Annotated in this window: 14 protein-coding genes and 2 pseudogenes; 12 read left to right on the top strand and 4 right to left on the bottom strand. The window is 59.4% G+C overall.

Translation table 11 applies throughout. From position 1 onward, the window contains the following. The first annotated feature begins 27 nt into the window (after positions 1-27). The 4 genes from AB4O40_RS05600 to AB4O40_RS05585 all read left to right on the top strand — a co-directional run bounded on the left by AB4O40_RS05600 (position 28) and on the right by AB4O40_RS05585 (position 4,591). Entirely contained in the window at positions 28-1,173 is a 1,146-nt protein-coding gene (locus AB4O40_RS05600) for an alpha/beta hydrolase (protein WP_156385857.1), read from the top strand. Between the two features lie 45 nt (positions 1,174-1,218). Beyond that, a complete protein-coding gene (locus tag AB4O40_RS05595) occupies positions 1,219-2,430 on the top strand; it encodes an MFS transporter (protein ID WP_056727423.1) in 1,212 nt (403 codons plus the stop codon). A 350-nt stretch (positions 2,431-2,780) separates the two neighbouring features. Next, entirely contained in the window at positions 2,781-3,536 is a 756-nt protein-coding gene (locus AB4O40_RS05590) for a hypothetical protein (protein ID WP_056727421.1), read from the top strand. A gap of 338 nt (positions 3,537-3,874) precedes the next feature. Further along, positions 3,875-4,591, top strand: a complete 717-nt coding sequence (locus AB4O40_RS05585) for a class I SAM-dependent methyltransferase (RefSeq protein ID WP_056727419.1) — start codon at positions 3,875-3,877, stop codon at positions 4,589-4,591. A gap of 130 nt (positions 4,592-4,721) precedes the next feature. Here the strand turns inward: AB4O40_RS05585 and AB4O40_RS05580 are convergent, their stop codons facing one another. Both AB4O40_RS05580 and AB4O40_RS05575 read right to left on the bottom strand, forming a co-directional pair. Then, positions 4,722-5,507: a 5'-nucleotidase, lipoprotein e(P4) family gene (locus AB4O40_RS05580; protein ID WP_460058168.1), complete on the bottom strand. Its 786-nt coding sequence runs from the start codon at positions 5,505-5,507 to the stop codon at positions 4,722-4,724. 222 nt (positions 5,508-5,729) lie between these two features. Then, entirely contained in the window at positions 5,730-6,038 is a 309-nt protein-coding gene (locus AB4O40_RS05575; protein ID WP_409078800.1) for a hypothetical protein, read from the bottom strand. Positions 6,039-6,329: 291 nt separating this feature from the next. Here AB4O40_RS05575 and AB4O40_RS05570 point away from each other — a divergent pair, with 291 nt between their 5' ends. Further along, entirely contained in the window at positions 6,330-6,782 is a 453-nt protein-coding gene (locus tag AB4O40_RS05570) for a cupin domain-containing protein (protein WP_056727414.1), read from the top strand. A 13-nt stretch (positions 6,783-6,795) separates the two neighbouring features. Here AB4O40_RS05570 and AB4O40_RS05565 read toward each other — a convergent pair whose 3' ends face one another. Next, complete coding sequence (locus AB4O40_RS05565; protein WP_460055639.1) at positions 6,796-7,683, bottom strand: LysR family transcriptional regulator; 888 nt, start codon at positions 7,681-7,683, stop codon at positions 6,796-6,798. A 215-nt stretch (positions 7,684-7,898) separates the two neighbouring features. Between AB4O40_RS05565 and AB4O40_RS05560 the strand changes: the two are divergent. The 6 genes and pseudogenes from AB4O40_RS05560 to AB4O40_RS05535 all read left to right on the top strand — a co-directional run bounded on the left by AB4O40_RS05560 (position 7,899) and on the right by AB4O40_RS05535 (position 14,891). Continuing rightward, positions 7,899-9,301 (top strand): annotated as a pseudogene (locus AB4O40_RS05560) (MFS transporter). A 157-nt stretch (positions 9,302-9,458) separates the two neighbouring features. Beyond that, positions 9,459-11,462: an aminotransferase class I/II-fold pyridoxal phosphate-dependent enzyme gene (locus AB4O40_RS05555; protein WP_056727409.1), complete on the top strand. Its 2,004-nt coding sequence runs from the start codon at positions 9,459-9,461 to the stop codon at positions 11,460-11,462. A gap of 27 nt (positions 11,463-11,489) precedes the next feature. Then, the gene (locus AB4O40_RS05550; protein ID WP_223541814.1) at positions 11,490-12,272 is read left to right on the top strand and encodes a transporter substrate-binding domain-containing protein; all 783 of its coding nucleotides are present in this window, start codon (positions 11,490-11,492) and stop codon (positions 12,270-12,272) included. Positions 12,273-12,456: 184 nt separating this feature from the next. Further along, positions 12,457-13,170 (top strand): ABC transporter permease, encoded by a 714-nt coding sequence (locus AB4O40_RS05545; protein WP_056727405.1) that lies wholly within the window; start codon positions 12,457-12,459, stop codon positions 13,168-13,170. A gap of 18 nt (positions 13,171-13,188) precedes the next feature. Continuing rightward, complete coding sequence (locus tag AB4O40_RS05540; protein ID WP_056727404.1) at positions 13,189-13,887, top strand: ABC transporter permease; 699 nt, start codon at positions 13,189-13,191, stop codon at positions 13,885-13,887. Then, complete coding sequence (locus AB4O40_RS05535; protein WP_056727402.1) at positions 13,887-14,891, top strand: DMT family transporter; 1,005 nt, start codon at positions 13,887-13,889, stop codon at positions 14,889-14,891. The genes AB4O40_RS05540 and AB4O40_RS05535 overlap by 1 nt, the downstream gene beginning before the upstream one ends. On the opposite strand, the pseudogene AB4O40_RS05530 reads toward AB4O40_RS05535, so the two are convergent. After that, positions 14,847-15,332 (bottom strand): annotated as a pseudogene (locus tag AB4O40_RS05530) (TetR family transcriptional regulator C-terminal domain-containing protein); the annotation flags it as partial. The gene AB4O40_RS05535 and the pseudogene AB4O40_RS05530 sit on opposite strands and share 45 nt — an antisense overlap. 171 nt (positions 15,333-15,503) lie before the next feature. Between AB4O40_RS05530 and AB4O40_RS05525 the strand changes: the two are divergent. Beyond that, complete coding sequence (locus tag AB4O40_RS05525) at positions 15,504-16,520, top strand: M14 family zinc carboxypeptidase (protein ID WP_223541812.1); 1,017 nt, start codon at positions 15,504-15,506, stop codon at positions 16,518-16,520. Positions 16,521-16,544 lie beyond the last annotated feature (24 nt).

Below are 16,544 nucleotides of genomic sequence, written 5' to 3'. Positions count from 1 at the left end.
CTGTCACCTATCTGGAATGGAGTACTGATGATGAGCGAGACACCTGTAACCCTCCCTGAAGCTATAGCAGCCTTGACCCCTCCAGGGCTTGATCGGCGCGAATTCGTAAAGGCCACCGGCGTCAGCATTGCGGCTCTGGGCATCCTTTCGGTCGCAGGCGGGTCGGCCTTCGCAGCTGACTCGAAAAATGCGGTCAGCCCGCCAGAGGGCGCCGACAATTTTTATAAAAGCGACAAGGTCACTGTGCAGAAGGTGACCTTCAAGAACTCATACAATCTTCAGATCGTGGGCAATCTTGTAACGCCCAAAAATCTGGCTCGAAACGTTAAAGCACCGGCGATTATCGTCGGTCATCCCATGGGAGCAGTCAAAGAGCAAAGCGCCATGCTCTATGCACAAAAGCTGGCGGAACAAGGCTTCATCACGCTGGCGATTGACTTGCCGTTCTGGGGAGAGAGTGAGGGCCTGCCTCGTAACCAGGTTGCCCCCGAAATGTATGCCGACGCATTCAGTGCCGCGGTTGACTACCTGGGTACGCGGGACTTTATCGATCGCAAGCGTATCGGCGTGCTGGGTATCTGTGGCAGCGGTGGCTTTGCCATCAGTGCGGCCAAGATGGATCTGCGTTTGAAAGCCGTGGCCACCGTCAGCATGTACGACATGGGCGCCGTCACCCGTCATGGTCTGGGGCGCTCAGTGACTGTCGAGCAACGCCAGGCCATGCTCGCCAAAGCCTGCGAGCAACGCTACGACGAGTTTTCTACCGGAACAATGCAATTTCTGAACTATCTGCCTACGCAGCCTGGCAAGGAAACCGACCCGGTAACTCGCGAGTTTTGGGACTTCTATCGCACGCCACGCGGTATCCATATCCCTCATGGCAGAACGTTGGAACTGACGCAAAACCGCGCCTTGACCAGTGAAGTCCGGTTCGTGAATTTCTATCCATTCAACGATATCGAGACGATTTCCCCGCGTCCGCTGCTGTTCATCGCTGGCGATCAGGCGCACTCCAGAGAGTTCAGCGAGGACGCCTACCAACACGCCGCCGAACCCAAGGAACTGGCCTGGGTTCCCGGCGCGGGTCACGTGGATCTGTACGACCGTGTGAACTTGATTCCCTGGACCAAACTCACCGCCTTTTTTACCCGGCACCTGACGGTGGTTGGATAAAAGGCAAGTGCTTCTGCCAACAACTATTGGAAGAGAGGTTTTTGAATGACGGCTCAAGTATTCGACACCCCGGCAGGTGATGCTGTCGGCACGCCGGGGACTGGGGAACTGCCGGCTTACTGGAGTGGCATCTTTGCGATGACACTGTGCGTATTCGCTCTGATCGCTTCGGAGTTCATGCCTGTCAGTTTGCTTACGCCGATTGCATCGGATCTGCAGATCAGTGAAGGACTGGCCGGGTATGGGATCGCCGTCTCCGGCGCCTTCGCGGTGCTGACAAGCCTTTCGATTTCCAGGCTTGCGGGATCAATGGACCGCAAGACGCTGTTACTTCTACTGACAGGAATTATGTGCGCGTCGGGGCTGGTGGTCGGTCTGGCGCCAAACTATACGGTGTACATGATTGGTCGTGCGCTGATCGGCGTGGTGATAGGCGGGTTCTGGTCGATGTCGGCGGCAATGGCCATGCGCCTGGTACCGTCCCATAGCGTGCCCAAGGCCCTGGCAATCTTTAACGGCGGCAATGCTTTGGCAACCGTAGTGGCCGCACCACTGGGAAGCTATCTGGGGAGTGTCATCGGTTGGCGGGGTGCTTTCTTCTGCCTGATTCCGGTAGCGATCGTCGCGTTGATCTGGCAGTGGATCAGCCTGCCAGCCATGACGGTGGCGCCGCGCAAAGCAGGCGCTGGCAATGTCTTTCGATTGCTCAAGAGCCCATTGGTCAGTTTTGGCATGTTGAGTGTGGGTGCTTTTTTCATGGGGCAGTTTGTACTCTTCACCTATCTGCGCCCGTTCCTGGAGACCGTTACTGGTGTAGATGTCTCCATGTTGTCGCTGATCCTGCTGGTCATCGGCGTGGCGGGTTTTGTCGGGACCATCCTGATCGGTACTTTCCTGAAGTTCGGCATGTATCGCGTCCTGGTCTGCATTCCACTCTTGATGGCCGCCATTGCACTTTCCTTGATTGTCCTTGGCGGCGGAGTCGTGGCAGCTTTTGTATTGCTGGGGCTGTGGGGCCTGATCGCGACGGCAGCACCTGTGGGGTGGTGGTCGTGGTTGGCCAAGGCGTTACCCAAGGATGCTGAGGCGGGTGGCGGCCTGATGGTGGCAGTCATTCAGCTATCCATTGCTCTGGGCTCTACCCTCGGCGGCCTGCTGTTCGACGGGAGCGGTTATCGCATGACATTTCTCGCAAGCTCTATCTTGTTGGTTCTCGCCACAGTGATGACCTTTTTCACATCGCGAAACCAGGCTTGACAGAAGGCAGATTTGAGTAAGTCAGGCAGCAGTCCGTAATTTGCCAGATCGGATTTGATCCAACGTCTGCTATTGGCCGGTTGAATCCACAGTCGTTTTCTGCCTGTCGTGACAGGCTGAAAACTGTCCGCGGCAAGCCAATTGCAGTCCTCCGCGAAAAACTACAATCGAACAGCGGTTTTCGAATATGCCTATAAATCCCTAGACGGCTCACTCCGACGGCATTTGATTGTAGATAAGAATAGGAATTTCAACTGACAACTGTGGCTTGCGGAAAAAATGCACTTCAGAAAAATGCAAATTAACCGACATAGCAGGGGGAGCTTTATCAATCATGCCAAGGAACATCCATGCGATACCCACTTAAATTCGGTGCAATTGCAGTAACAATCGCATTCATAGCGGGGTGCGGTCCCAAACCACCTGGCTGCGACAACGAAACGGTAGCAAACATTATCGGCGATGATGTCAAGAGCCAGATTCGGCAAGTACTCATCGACAACGCTAGACCTATGGTAGGCGGGCCGAAGGTAGACGAAACGGAAATTCAATCCATCCTGTCGGAGTTCAAACCCAAATTAATAAGCACGCGTACCACCAAGGTCGATGCTGCGATCAACAAAAGTTATTGTGCCGGGAAAATAGCTTTCGATGTCTCGAAAGATGCACTCTCGCGCGCGACAAAAGGAATGGACCACAACAACCTCGATAGCTCAATGAATTTACTACTCATGGGGGTTTGGACGCATTCTCCGAATGGAGATTTCGACGCATATGGAGCCAAAGCAGGCATTAAAACCGGAGAGCGTGAATATGCTCAGGACATCGAATATACCGCGCAGCCTACAGATAATGGCGATCAAATGTATGTCGAGTTCAGTAAGTCACCGACCGTTACATCCTTTTTAGCGCAGCTGTCGTCAGCAGCCATCAACGGGAACCGACCTCCGAGACTAGCTCAACCAGTACCAGTTGCTAACAGCACAGACCCCGATAAATGCGTCGAAGGTAAGGTCGCAGAATTCCGTAGGAGCCAAGGTGAGGAAGCCCCTGTGATGAACGATATGCTCGAAGAATGGGAGCAGGATTGTGCTAATGGCCGGTAACTTTTCTAGCCGGAGACAAAATCGTATCGGTTGAGTCTGCACGAAAAGAGACTTTGAGGATGATCGCCCAATCTATTGGGTAATTGTCGAGAGAAAAAAGCCTCCGCACGCTCAGCGTGTGGAGGCTTTTTCCAATATGCGTTGATACCCTTTCTTTTAGCGGTCTGCATCATCCTTGATTTAGGTTGACTGACTTCCTCAGGGCGTGAAGCGGACTGTCGCCTGGGCGAACTCTGAGCGGTTTGGTATTCTCGACAGGAATTCAATATATGAAATTAATGAATTTCTATTATCGCTGTTTATGACCTAAGTTGATTCAAGGACATGGAGAACCGCCCTTGAAATCATTAACACTCAACTCAGCTGAAAAGTTCGATAACACACGGGCCAATGAGTACGGACGACAGAGCCGAATTGCACTGGCAGGTTATGACGCCTGTCAGGACTTGGTGGCGTGCATGCTCGCGGCAAGCCTTGGAAATATGGGCTCGGCAAAAATACTGGTAGTCGGCGCTGGCGGTACGGCGCAGGAGATAATCGCGATGGCCAGGCTTGAGCCGGGCTGGCATTTCACCGCAGTTGATCCATCTGAGCCGATGCTTGAAACCGCGAAACAGCAGTTAGCCGTAAACAACGTGCTCGAAAGAACGGACCTGCATCTGGGGCACGTTGAAGACTTGGCGGCAGATGAGTCCTACGACGCAGCCACTTTGATCGGTGTACTCCATCATCTCGACGGGAATGATGCCAAAGGACAAATTTTACGATCCATTCGGGCTCGTCTGAAACCGGGGGCTGCGCTGATTGTCGCCGGCAATCAATATGCCTATGCCAGCCAGCCGTTACTCCTCGCTGCCTGGGGGCAACGCTGGCGGCAGCACGGAGCCAGCCCGGATGAAGTGAAGGTCAAGCTTGGTAAAATTCTTCAAGGAGCTGACCCTCCACATTCTGAGGCGGCGGTGCAGAAGCTTTTGCATGACGCGGGTTTTGGGGACGCTACGCGTTTTTTCAGCAGCCTGTTCTGGGGTGCTTGGTTGACGTGTAAATCAGTCTGAACAGCGATGTGATAGGCCGTTTCTGGCCGATTATGGCTGTCGCGACCGAGAAAAAGTGAGAAAACCCGTCTCGTTATGGGGGCGAAACGATGGTTGTCGCCCCCTGAAGCCTTGACCAGACCTAGCCCTGTTATTGCTTAAGCTGCCAGGCTGTAGAGCCGGCCGCGGCCTTGAACTTCGCGCGGTTTTCCGGCGTGGCCGGTGGTTCCGAGTCGCCAAAAATCGCTTTGAGCCAGTGGCCATCGGTCGGGTTCGGGAAGATGATGAACTTGCGACCGAACTGCTCCTTATCTTCGATCATGAGGCTATTGCGTTGTTTAACGTCAGCAACGTAGTACTTGCGCTTGAAGTCGTTGAGGTTGTCACCCAGCATCACCACGACATCGTAATCCTTGGCGATCTCTGATTGACGTGGCTCCTTGTTGGAGCTTTCACGATAAACCGTCAGGTGTTTATCATCGGCAAACGGAAGATTGTTTTTCCGAAGATTCGCCAAAGCGTATTCGAAGGTTTTTTCGCCCTGGTCACGGCTGGTGACGTAAAAAACCTCAACACCCTTTGATTGCGCATAGTTCAAGAAATCCACCGCGCCAGGCGTGGCAACCGGACCATTGTCGGCCACCCATTTATCCCATGCGGCGTCGTCGAAAAACTCTTTGTCGGCATTGATCATATAGCCCCAATAGCTGTTGCTACTGAGCACGGTGTCGTCGACATCGCTGATGATCGCTAACGGTCGGTCGCCCGCTTTGTGGGCCTGGAGGGCTCGATCCAGCTGCATTCTTGCTACGTTGAACCCTTGATAATAAAGCGCTTCAAACTCGGCGGCGGTTTGCTTCCAGGCAACGGCAGCCGTTAAAAGATTTGAAGGTGGGCTGGCGACGTCCTCGGCAAAGCTGGGAGTCCCATGAAGCATCAGCAGAGAGAGGAACAAGGGGGAGATTAGGATTTTCTTTGTTTTTATTTTCACATTCGAGCCCTTAGAACACGGATTGAACAACTGTGGCAAATGCTGCCAAGGTGTTCTATATCAGCCCGTGTTTGAGCTCAATGCGGGTGTCGCATTTCTAGATCATTCGGGCGTAATTCCTGTCATTTATCTGTAATAAATTCGCAATGAGCTGAGTCAGCACCCGTGTCAGGAATACTTGCGAGTGACCGAACGAGCGCTTTTTGGCCGATTCTGTTGAAAAAGTCGGTTCTTCCAGACCGCCTGCATACGGACCGCTGACAATGCCTTTTTTTGCGCGCCGCTACGCGAAATCTGAGCCGGGAGTCCTCCGCTCAATGCAAAGATTTTAATCTCAAGCGTGTACTTTTCTACCGTGAAAACCATGGCCGACTTTTCAACAGAATCGGCCGATCCGTGCTGCTCGACCCAGTTCGACAGTTCCAGGATGGCAGCTTCCAGGGCGAGCAGGGAAGGGAGTAGGTCAGAGTTTGGCATCGCGAATTCTCCGTGGAGATTTCAACGTAGCAACGGGCAATAGTGCATGAAGGGACTGGTGTTCGGTCGGCAGGACGCCGGAGAGGGGGTACGCAGACATAAAGCTGTCATTGATGGTATGCCCTCGGCTGTGGGTTTGTATCCGCAGGTATCCGCAACGCCCGCCGTTACCCGGGCATACAAAACCGCCGTTTCCCGACACCCGGGCGATACACGGCGGCCTTCCAATGGAACCACCGGCATCGCGCCACTTTCGGCGCGACCTGGCGTGGTTCAATTGGAGGAAAGACAATGTTGCGTACCCACACCCGTCACACCCTCGGCAAGCTTGGTCTGGTCCTGGCCGCCGCCGGGCTCGCCACCTTCGCGGGTTTCTCTCAAGCCCAGGAAGCTCAGCCGGCCCCGGCGATGAAAAGCTGGCAGCAGGGCCTGCATCGCACCGACCTGGTACGTGAAGACCTGGGCGCCGCCAACCGCGAAGTCCTTCAGGTGCTCGTGGACTTCGATCCGGGCGTGACGTCGCCCAGACATGCTCACCCCGGTGTCGAGGTGGCGCACGTGATCAGCGGCACCTTCGAGTATCAACTGGAAGGGCGGGCACCGGTGACGCTCAAGGCCGGTGATTCGTTGTACATCCCCGAAGGCGTTGCCCATGTGGCGAAGAACGTGGGCCAGGGCAAGGCCTCGGAGCTGGCGACCTACATCGTGAACAAAGGCGAGCCGCTGCTGATCCTGAAGGAGTAGGCGCGCTACCGGGTCATTGCGAACTGCAAACCTCCCACACACAACCGCGCAGCCAGCGATGCGCCGGGTCGGCATCCATGCGCGGGTGCCACAGCATCGAAACCGTGATCGCCGGCGTGGGGAACGGCAGGGCAAAGCAGTGCATCCCCTGGCACAGGTTGCCGACGTGCCGCTGCGGTACGCTGGCGACCAGATCTGAAGCCCGCGCCAATGCAATCGCCGAAGAGAAGCCGGCGACAATGGTGGCGATGTCCCGCCTCAGTCCCAGCTCATTCAAGGCGTCGTCCATGACGCCTTTTTCGTGGCCCCGGCGCGAGACCAGGATGTGCCGGGCGGCGGCATAACGGACCGCTGTCATCTCGCCGCGAGCCAGTGGATGGCCCTTGCGCACGACGCCCACGAACCGGTCGCGAAACAGCATCCGGGTCCGCACTTCCGGGCTGGTGGATTCGCCGATCACACCGGTTTCCAGGTCCACAGAACCTTCGCGCAGCAGGGTGCTGTCCTTGTTCAGCTTCTGCACGAAACTCAGGCGCACACCAGGTGCGTCCTGATGGAGGCGGGCGATCAGGGGCGGTCCGAAATTTTCCACGAAGCCATCGCTGGTGCGCAGGGTGAAGGTGCGCACCAGTTGGTTGAGGTCCAGTGCCTCGGCGGGGCGCAGCACGGCTTCGGCGTCCTGCACCAACAGGCCGACGCGCTCACGCAGCTCCAGCGCCCGGGGCGTGGGAACCAGTCCGCGCCCGGCCCGCACCAGCAGCGGATCGCCGGTGGTTTCGCGCAACCGCGCCAGCGCCCGGCTCATGGCCGACGGGCTCAGGTGCAAACGCTTTGCCGCGCGGGCCACGCTGCCTTCTTCGAGCAAGACGTTCAGGGTGATCAACAGATTCAGATCGGGCATCGAATCAATTCCTGTGGGAGCGGGCTTGCTCGCGAAGGCGGTGTGTCAGCCAACGTTAATGGTGAAGCTGACGGCCTCTTCGCGAGCAAGCCCGCTCCCACACTGGGTTGTGGGTAGGTGGCGTTATATGCATGTATACAGTGCAAATGCTGCGTCTTCCGCCATGTTATGGCCAGGCTTAGGCTCGGGACAACCATTTGCGGAGTCGCGAGAAAATGAAGTCCATATCGATCCGGGGCGCCTTGGCCAGCCTGTCGTTATCCATGCTGCTGTCGTCCCTGGGCACCAGCATTGCCAGCGTGTGGGTTTACCGACATTGGCCGAGGCGTTTTCAGCGTCGTTCCAGGCCGTGCAGTGGGTGGTGCTCGCCTACTTGCTGAGCATCACCGCGCTGATCGTCAGCATCGGCCGGCTCGGCGACCTTCTGGGGCGGCGGCGCTTGCTGCTGATCGGCATTGCGCTGTTCACCGTCGCCTCGCTCCTGTGCGCCCTGGCGCCCAATCTGTGGCTGCTGATTGCCGCCCGGGCCTTACAGGGCGTCGGCGCGGCCACCATGATGGCGCTGACCATGGCGCTGGTGAGCGGGGCGGTGCCCAAGGAAAAAATGGGCAGCGCGATGGGCGTGCTCGGCACGATGTCGGCGATTGGCACCTCGCTCGGCCCGACCCTTGGAGGTTTTTTGATTGCCAATCTGGGGTGGCAGGCAATTTTTCTGGTCAATGTGCCGGTGGGTGTTTTGGCGATGGGGCTCACGCTCTACTTTTTGCCGAGTGATCGCAGTGAGAAGAGGGCGGATCGAGCGGGCTTCGATGTGCCCGGCACGCTGGTGCTGGTTCTGATGCTGCTGGCTTATGCACTGGCGATGACCCTTGGGCGTGGCACCCTGGGGCCGCTGAACATGACGCTGTTGCTGGCGACGGTTTTCGGGCTGGGCGTGTTTGTATTCGTCGAGCACACGGCCGAGTCGCCTCTGGTTCGATTGACGATATTCCGTAACTCGCAGATGAGCGCGGGATTGGTCATGAGCATGCTGGTGACCACCGTGGTCATGGCGACCATGGTGGTAGGGCCGTTTTACCTCACTGGCGCACTGGCGTTGGATGCAGCGAGTGTCGGGCTGGTGATGTCGACGGGGCCGTTGGTGGCGGCGCTGGCAGGCGTGCCGGCGGGCCGGTGGGTCGATCGTTTGGGCACGTATCGAGCCTGCACGACTGGATTGATCGCCATGTTGACCGGCGCTTGCATCCTGCCGGCCTTGCCAATGACGTTCGGTGTGCCCGGCTACATCGTGCCGCTGGCTGTCATTACCGCCGGTTATGCGCTGTTCCAGGCGGCCAACAATACCGCCGTCATGCTGGAAATCGAGGCGCGGCAGCGTGGTGTGGTGTCCGGATTGCTCGGCTTGTCGCGCAATCTCGGATTGATCACGGGCGCCTCGGTCATGGGCGCGGTGTTCGCCTTCGGCACGGCCAGCGGCGATATCCTGCAGGCGCAACCCGAGGCCATCGCGCAGGGGATGCGGTTGACGTTTGCGGTGGCTGCGGGGCTGATTCTCGTGGCCCTGGTGCTGGGCGCGATCAGCAAAATCGTTTCACGTCGCTTGATTGCGCCGTGCTGAAAAACGGCGCGACTGTCGTGAAAACGACCTGTTTGCGCTGAACGCGAAGCCTTGCGAGTTTTCTATTGAACGAGTGTTCAGTCTGGACTATGTTGGGGGCCACCTTCCCCCGGCTGGTTGCGGGCTTGCGTTTCTTCAATTCGAACGAGGCACTGGCATGCGGTTTTCACCCTTTGTTGAACGGATCAGTGGCCAAGGCGTTGCCGCCTGGGATATCCACTACGCGGCCAGCGCGGCACAGCGCAAAGGCGAGGACGTGATCATCCTCAGCGTCGGCGACCCGGATTTCCCCACCCCCGATTTCATTACCGATGCCGCGATCCACGCCTTGCGTGAAGGCGATACCCACTACACCGAAATCGCCGGTCGCCAAGCCTTGCGCGAGGCCATTGCCGGCCGCTACAGCCAACTGATCGACCGCGAACTGCAGGCGTCCAACGTCATTCTCACGGCCGGTGCGCAGAACGCCTTGTTCGCCACCTCGATGTGCCTGCTCGGTGCCGGCGACGAAGTGATTGCCTTCGATCCGATGTACGTCACCTACGAAGCCACGCTCAAGGCGTCCGGCGCCACGCTGGTGCGGGTGCCTTGCGCGGCGGACTCGGGTTTCCGCCTCGATGCCGCCGTGCTGGCCAAGGCCATCACCCCGCGCACCCGGGCGATTTTCTTCTCCAACCCGAACAACCCCACCGGGGTGGTACTGGGGCGCGAAGAGCTGCAAGCCATCGCCGAACTCGCCATCGCCCATGACCTGTGGGTGGTGGTGGACGAGGTCTATGAGAGCCTCGCCTACGAGCGTGAACACTTGAGCCTGGCGGCGTTGCCGGGCATGGCCGAGCGCTGCGTGGTGATCGGCAGCCTGTCCAAATCCCATGCCATGACCGGTTGGCGCATCGGCTGGGTCGTGGCCAATGAAGCCCTGGTCAATCATGTCGAAACCCTGGTGCTGAGCATGCTGTACGGCTTGCCCGGGTTTGTCATGGAAGCGGCGCTCAAGGCCGTGCAGTCCCATGACGACGTCACCCATGGCATGCGCGAGATCTATCGTCGGCGCCGCGACCTGGTGGTATCTGGCCTGGCGGATTGCCCGGGCATTAGCGTGCTCAACCCCGATGCCGGCATGTTCGTGCTGGTGGACGTGCGCGGCACCGGCCTGACCTCGCTGGAGTTCGCCTGGCGCCTGCTGCGCGAGGCCGGTGTCTCGGTGCTTGATGCGGCGGCATTCGGTGAGCCGGCCCAGGGGTTTGTACGGCTGTCGTTCACCTTGAGTGACGAGCGCCTGGCCCAGGCCTGCCAGCGCATTCGCGGCTTCGTCCAGGTGCTCAACGGTGAAGCGCCGCGGCCGGTGATCGGCACGGTGACCAGCACCGCCACCGTCGAACCGGTCGCCGCCAAGACCATGATCGAGGTCGATGGCCTGCACAAACGCTTCGGCAATATCGAAGTGCTCAAGGGCGTTTCCCTGACCGCCCGCGAGGGCGACGTGATCTCCCTGATCGGTGCCAGCGGCTCGGGCAAAAGTACCTTGCTGCGCTGCATCAACATGCTCGAAGTGCCGGACCAGGGGCGCATCCTGGTCGATGGCGAAAGCATTCACCTCAACCAGAATCGTCCCGGCGCTCCGCTGGTGTCGGACGCCAAACAGCTGGTGCGCATCCGTTCCAGCCTGGGCATGGTGTTCCAGAACTTCAACCTCTGGCCCCATCGCACGGTGCTGGAAAACCTTATCGAAGCGCCGACCCAGGTCCTGCGTGAAAGCCGTGCGGAGGCCACAGAGCGGGCCGAAGCCCTGCTCGAACGCGTAGGTCTTGCGGCCAAGCGCAACGAGTACCCGGCGTTTCTCTCCGGGGGACAGCAACAACGGGTGGCCATCGCCCGGGCCCTGGCCATGCGGCCCAAGGTCATGCTGTTCGATGAACCCACCTCGGCACTCGACCCGGAACTGGTCGGGGAAGTGCTGCGGGTGATCCGCTCCCTCGCCGAAGAAGGCCGGACCATGATCCTGGTGACTCATGAAATGGCTTTCGCACGCGATGTCTCATCCAAAGTCGCCTTTTTGCATCAAGGGCTGATCGAGGAAACCGGTTCGCCGGACGAAGTGTTCGTACACCCACGCAGCGAGCGTTGCCGACAATTCGTCAACGCTCATCAGACTCGCTAACTCATCATAAAAAGACGGGAAAACAACATGGGAAATCGACGTTTTGCAAACTGGTTGACCGGTGCGGCCTGCGTAATGCTGGTCGGCATGAGTGCTGCTCAGGCGCAACCGATCAGGTTCGCGGTGGCAGCGGAACCCTATCCGCCGTACACCGAAAAACAGGCCAACGGCGTGTGGAAAGGTTTTGAAGTCGACCTGATCCACAAGCTATGCAGCGAAATGAAAGCCGAGTGCGAGATCAAGGAAGTGGCGTGGGACGGCATCATTCCATCGTTGCTGGCGAAGAAGATCGACGTGATTTTCTCGTCAATGTCGGTGACCGAGGAGCGGGAAAAACAGATCGCCTTCAGCAAGGCTTATTACGACTCGGTGATTGCCGTCGTCGGCCCGAAAGAAGCATCGGTGAAGAAATACCCGGATGACCTCAAGGGCAAGATCATCGGCGTGCAGAACTCGACCGTGAGCGCCAGCTACCTGAAGACCTACTACGAAAAAATTGCCGACGTTAAGTACTACGACACCCAGGACTCGGCCAACGCCGACCTGATTGCCGGGCGCATCGACCTGATGATGGCCGACGGCACCGCCATGGCCGCGTTCATCAAAACCCCGGATGCCAAGGACCTGGCCTACCTCGGTACCGTGCCTTATGACCCGATCTTCGGCAAAGGCGTTGGCGCTGGTTTGCGCAAGGACGACACCGAACTCAAGGCCAAACTGGACAAGGCCATCCAGGAATTGCTGGCGAGCAAGGACTACGACGAGCTGTCCCAGAGCTACTTCGGCACCAGCGTCAAGCCTGCGTTCTGATGGCTGGCTAAACGCAAGTCCTGAGGAAAAGCAGATCCCTGTGGGAGCGAGCTTGCTCGCGATAGCGGTTGTTCAGTCACCATTGATGTTGACTGGCATGGCCTCATCGTCGGAACGCCGCCCGGAGCAAGCTCGCTCCCACAGGATCCGGCGGTGTGTTCACGACCGCATACTGGAGACTGAAATGCCGGCAATGTTCGATCTGATCAATTTCACCGAGCAGGGATGGGGCAGTGCGCTGTTGAAGGGGCTCTGGATGACCCTGCAGATTTCCGCCGGGGCCTTCGTGCTCGGGCTGGCCATCGGGCTGGTGGTGGCGTGCCTCAAGCTTGGCGCGCCGAAGCCGATTGCAGCGCTGATGCGTGGCTACACCACCTTGTTCCGGGCTGTTCCGGAGTTGCTGCTGATTCTGTTGCTGTACTACGTCGGCTCCATGCTCCTCAATTCGCTGATGACCCATCTCGGCTACGGCGTGGTCGATGTCAGCGGTCCGCTGGCGGCCATCGTGGTGCTGGGGCTGGTGCAGGGCGCCTACGCCTCGGAGATTTTCCGCGCGGCGATCCAGGCGATTCCCTTCGGCCAGATCGAAGCGGCCAAGGCGTTCGGCCTTAACGGTTTCGGCCTGTTCCGCCGGGTCACGCTGCCGATCATGGCGCCCTATGCCATGGCCGGGATGGCCAACCTGTGGATCAACCTGATCAAGGACAGTGCACTGATCAGCGTGGTCGGCACCAACGAGCTGCTATACACCGCCAAGCAAGGCGCGGGGTCGACGCGCCACTATCTGTTGTTCTACCTCACGGCTGCGGCGCTGTATTACGCGGTGACTCTGGTGTCCAACTACCTTTCGGGACGGTTGGAGCGACGCATTCGTCGCTGGATGCCTCTTGTTGACTGAACCGGCAGAGAGAATGAAATGATTCCAGCGTGGATAGTTGAATACGCGGCACTGTTGGGCCGGGGGCTGCAAACCACCCTCACGATTTTGTTGATCGCCAGTGTGTTGGGTTATGGCCTGGCGGTGTTGGTGGCGCTGGCGCGGATCTCGAAAAACAAGGTGATCGCCAAGGTCAGCCTGTTCTACACCAGCGTCACCCGCGGCACGCCGTTGCTGATCCAGATCTACATTTTCTACTACGGCCTGGGCAGCCTGTTTGCCCAGTTCCCGCTGATTCGCGGCAGTTTCCTCTGGCCGTACCTGCGCGATGGTTACTGGTACATCGTGTTTGCCCTGGTGGTGTCGGTGGGGGCTTATGTTGGCGAAGTGATTCGCGGTGGCCTGCTGGCGGTGCCCAAGGGTGAAATGGAAGCGGCGTCGGCCTTCGGCATGACGGCGCGCCAGTCCTTGCTGCGGGTGCGCTTGCCCCGGGCGATGCGCCTGCTGTTACCGACCCTGGCCGGGGAAACCGTGATGCTGCTCAAGTCCACGGCGCTGGCCTCGACCATCGCCGTGATCGATCTGCTCGGCGCCGCCAACGTGGTCCGCGCACAAACCCTGCAAGTGTACGAACCCTTGTTGCTGGTGGCCGGCGTCTACGTCTGCCTGACGTTCCTGATCGAGGCGCTGTTTGCCTTTGCCGAGCGGCGCGGGACGCCCGTACGCAGGTCGGCCTGATGAGTTCTCCAACCGTTGACCGCTCGCTGCAAGGCATCGGCCTGTGCACTTTGGGCTATGCGTTCCTGGCGTTGCAGGATGCGGTCATCAAGTGGCTGGTGGCCGACTATTCGGTGGTTACCATTCTGTTCTGGCGCGCCGCGGTGGTGGTCGTGGCGGTGCTGCTGGCGGGGCGCCTGCGCCTGATCCAGCGGGCCTGGCGCTCGCCGAGCCGGCGTCTGCTGGTGGTGCGCGGGTTGCTGTCGATTGTCGCCTGGGTGCTGTACTACACGGCGGCCCGGGACCTGACCCTGGCCGAGATGACCACCCTGTATTTTTCCGCGCCGATCATGGTCACGGTGCTGGCGGCGGTGATTCTCAAGGAGCGCGCCGGCGGCTGGCAGTGGTTCAGCCTGATCATCGGTTTTGTCGGGGTGGTCATTGCCTGTCGTCCCGACAACATGACCGATCCGTTGCCGATCGTCCTGACCCTGCTGGCGGCGATGTGTTGGGCATTCACTTACATTCAGCTGCGTCAGGTGGACGAGCAGACCTCGGTGCTGGAGCAGATGCTGATCACCAACGTGGTGTTCGTGATTTGCATGGCGGTCGCCTTGCCCTGGACCCACACGCCATCACCGACGCCGGCCTGGCTGGGCATGCTCGGCGCCGGCCTGGTGGGCGGCATCGGTCAGTTCCTGTTGTTCGCCAGCTTCCGCCGCGCCACCGCGACCTTGCTCGCGCCGTTCGAATACACCGGGCTGATCTGGGCGTTTGCCCTGTCGAGCCTGATCTGGGGCACGCTGATGGACATGTCGCTGATGATCGGCGCCGGGTTGATCGCGGTCAGCGGCACCCTGGCGATGATCTTCGGCCGGCACCCGTCACAGGACGTCGTCGGTGCTGAATGCTCCGTGACGCAGCCCCTTTATCCAGCAACGGCAGATGTGCAGGCCGTTGGCGGCGCTGAAGGTCTCGGGGTTCAGGCACCACTCGAGCCAGAGACCGTCGAGCATCGCCGATAAGCCGATGGCGGCCAGGCGCGTGTCGTGAATCACGAAACCTTCGCTGGCGGCCAGCCCGTCGAGCAACTGGCGGATCAGGTCGAGGTAGGCGCGGTAGCTTTTTTCGTGGGACTGGCTGACGTGTTCGGAGTGACGGATCAGGCTCCAGAACACCACCCACACGCCGAGCAGTTTCGGGTCCATGACCCTGGGCGAGAACGAGCCTTCCAGGAAAGCATCGATCTTTTGCGCCGGTGTCTGGGCCTGTTCGATTTCCTGGAGCAGGGCGGTGGTCAGTTCGCTGGCGAGCCGCTGGTAGGTGTCGGCGATCAGTGCCTCGATGCTGCCGAAGTGATGGTTGAGCAACCCCACGGAGACCCCGGCCTCGGTAGCAATACGCCGCACGGAAATCCCGGCGTGACCGTCGCGGCCCAGGCAGCGCAGGGTGGCGGCCACCAGCATTTCGCGACGGTCTTCGGGTTCGGCGCGGCGGTTTTTCGGGGCATCGGTTGTCACAAGGCTGTCCTTGGGTGAGGTTCCACGATGCCGAGCTTAGTTGAACGTCTGTTCAATCACCAGCTTCGGCAGCAGCGATACAACGTTTTTCAAGGTTCATGACGGGAGTGAAAGCCAATGCCGCAGGATATTTCGTTCAGTGTTCGCAACAACAACGGTGACGCCGTGCGGGTCGGTGCCTGGCGCTATGCAGGCGACGGCAGCGGGCCAAACGTACACCTGCAGGCCGGCGTACATGCCGATGAAATCGCCGGGATGCTGGTCCTGCACCTGCTGATGCAACGGCTGCAAAACGCCGAGGCCCAGGGCCGGCTCAAAGGCAACGTCACCGTGGTGCCGCAGGCCAATCCGCTGGGCATCGGGCAGTTTCGCCAAGGGCGGATCCTCGGCCGTTATCACGACGCCACCGGGCAAAACTTCAACCGCGCGTTCGACCAGTCGGCAGCCATGGAACGACCTTCGACCTGCGTCCAGCAATGGCAAAAGCAACTGGTGCAACTGGCTGCCCCGGCCGATGTGATGCTCGACCTGCACACCGATGACGAGGCCTTGCCGTACCTCTACGTGCACCGCAGCTTCTGGCCCCGTGGCCGCGAACTGGCGGCGGCGATGAAGATGGACGTGGCGATCATCTGGGATGACGGCGGCGATGGCTCCTTCGAGGAAACCATCATTGCCCCGTGGATACGCGACGGAGTCACTGCGGGGCGCATGGCCGCGACCCTGGAGCTGCGCGGGCAGGGCGATGTCAGCGATCGTTTTGCCGAGTCGGATGCCGAAGGGCTATACAACTGGCTGTGCGGTTGCGCTGTCATCGATGAATCAGTGGCGCCCACGGACTGGCCCGTCGAAGCCGTGGAAATGGGCCACATGGAAACCATCATCGCCCCGCAACCCGGCGTGCTGATCTTCGAAAAAGAACTGGGGGATTTCGTCGAGGAAGGCCAGCGCTTTGCGCGGATTCTCGGACGCCCGGGCGACCCGTCCACCGAAGTGGTGCTGCACGCCGAACAAGCGGGGCGCCTGGTGACGCGCTATCGCGATCGCCTGATCCCCCAGGGCATGGGCGTGGCGAAATTCACTGGTAGCCGGGTGTCGAGAAACTGGAGTGGCGGGTTGCTGGACCCGAACTAGAGATGGCCCAGCCAACATCAAACA

This window comes from Pseudomonas sp. S2_F07 (assembly GCF_054668325.1).
The sequence above is the reverse complement of the archived record's forward strand: the minus strand, read 5'-3'. Positions and strand labels throughout refer to the sequence as shown.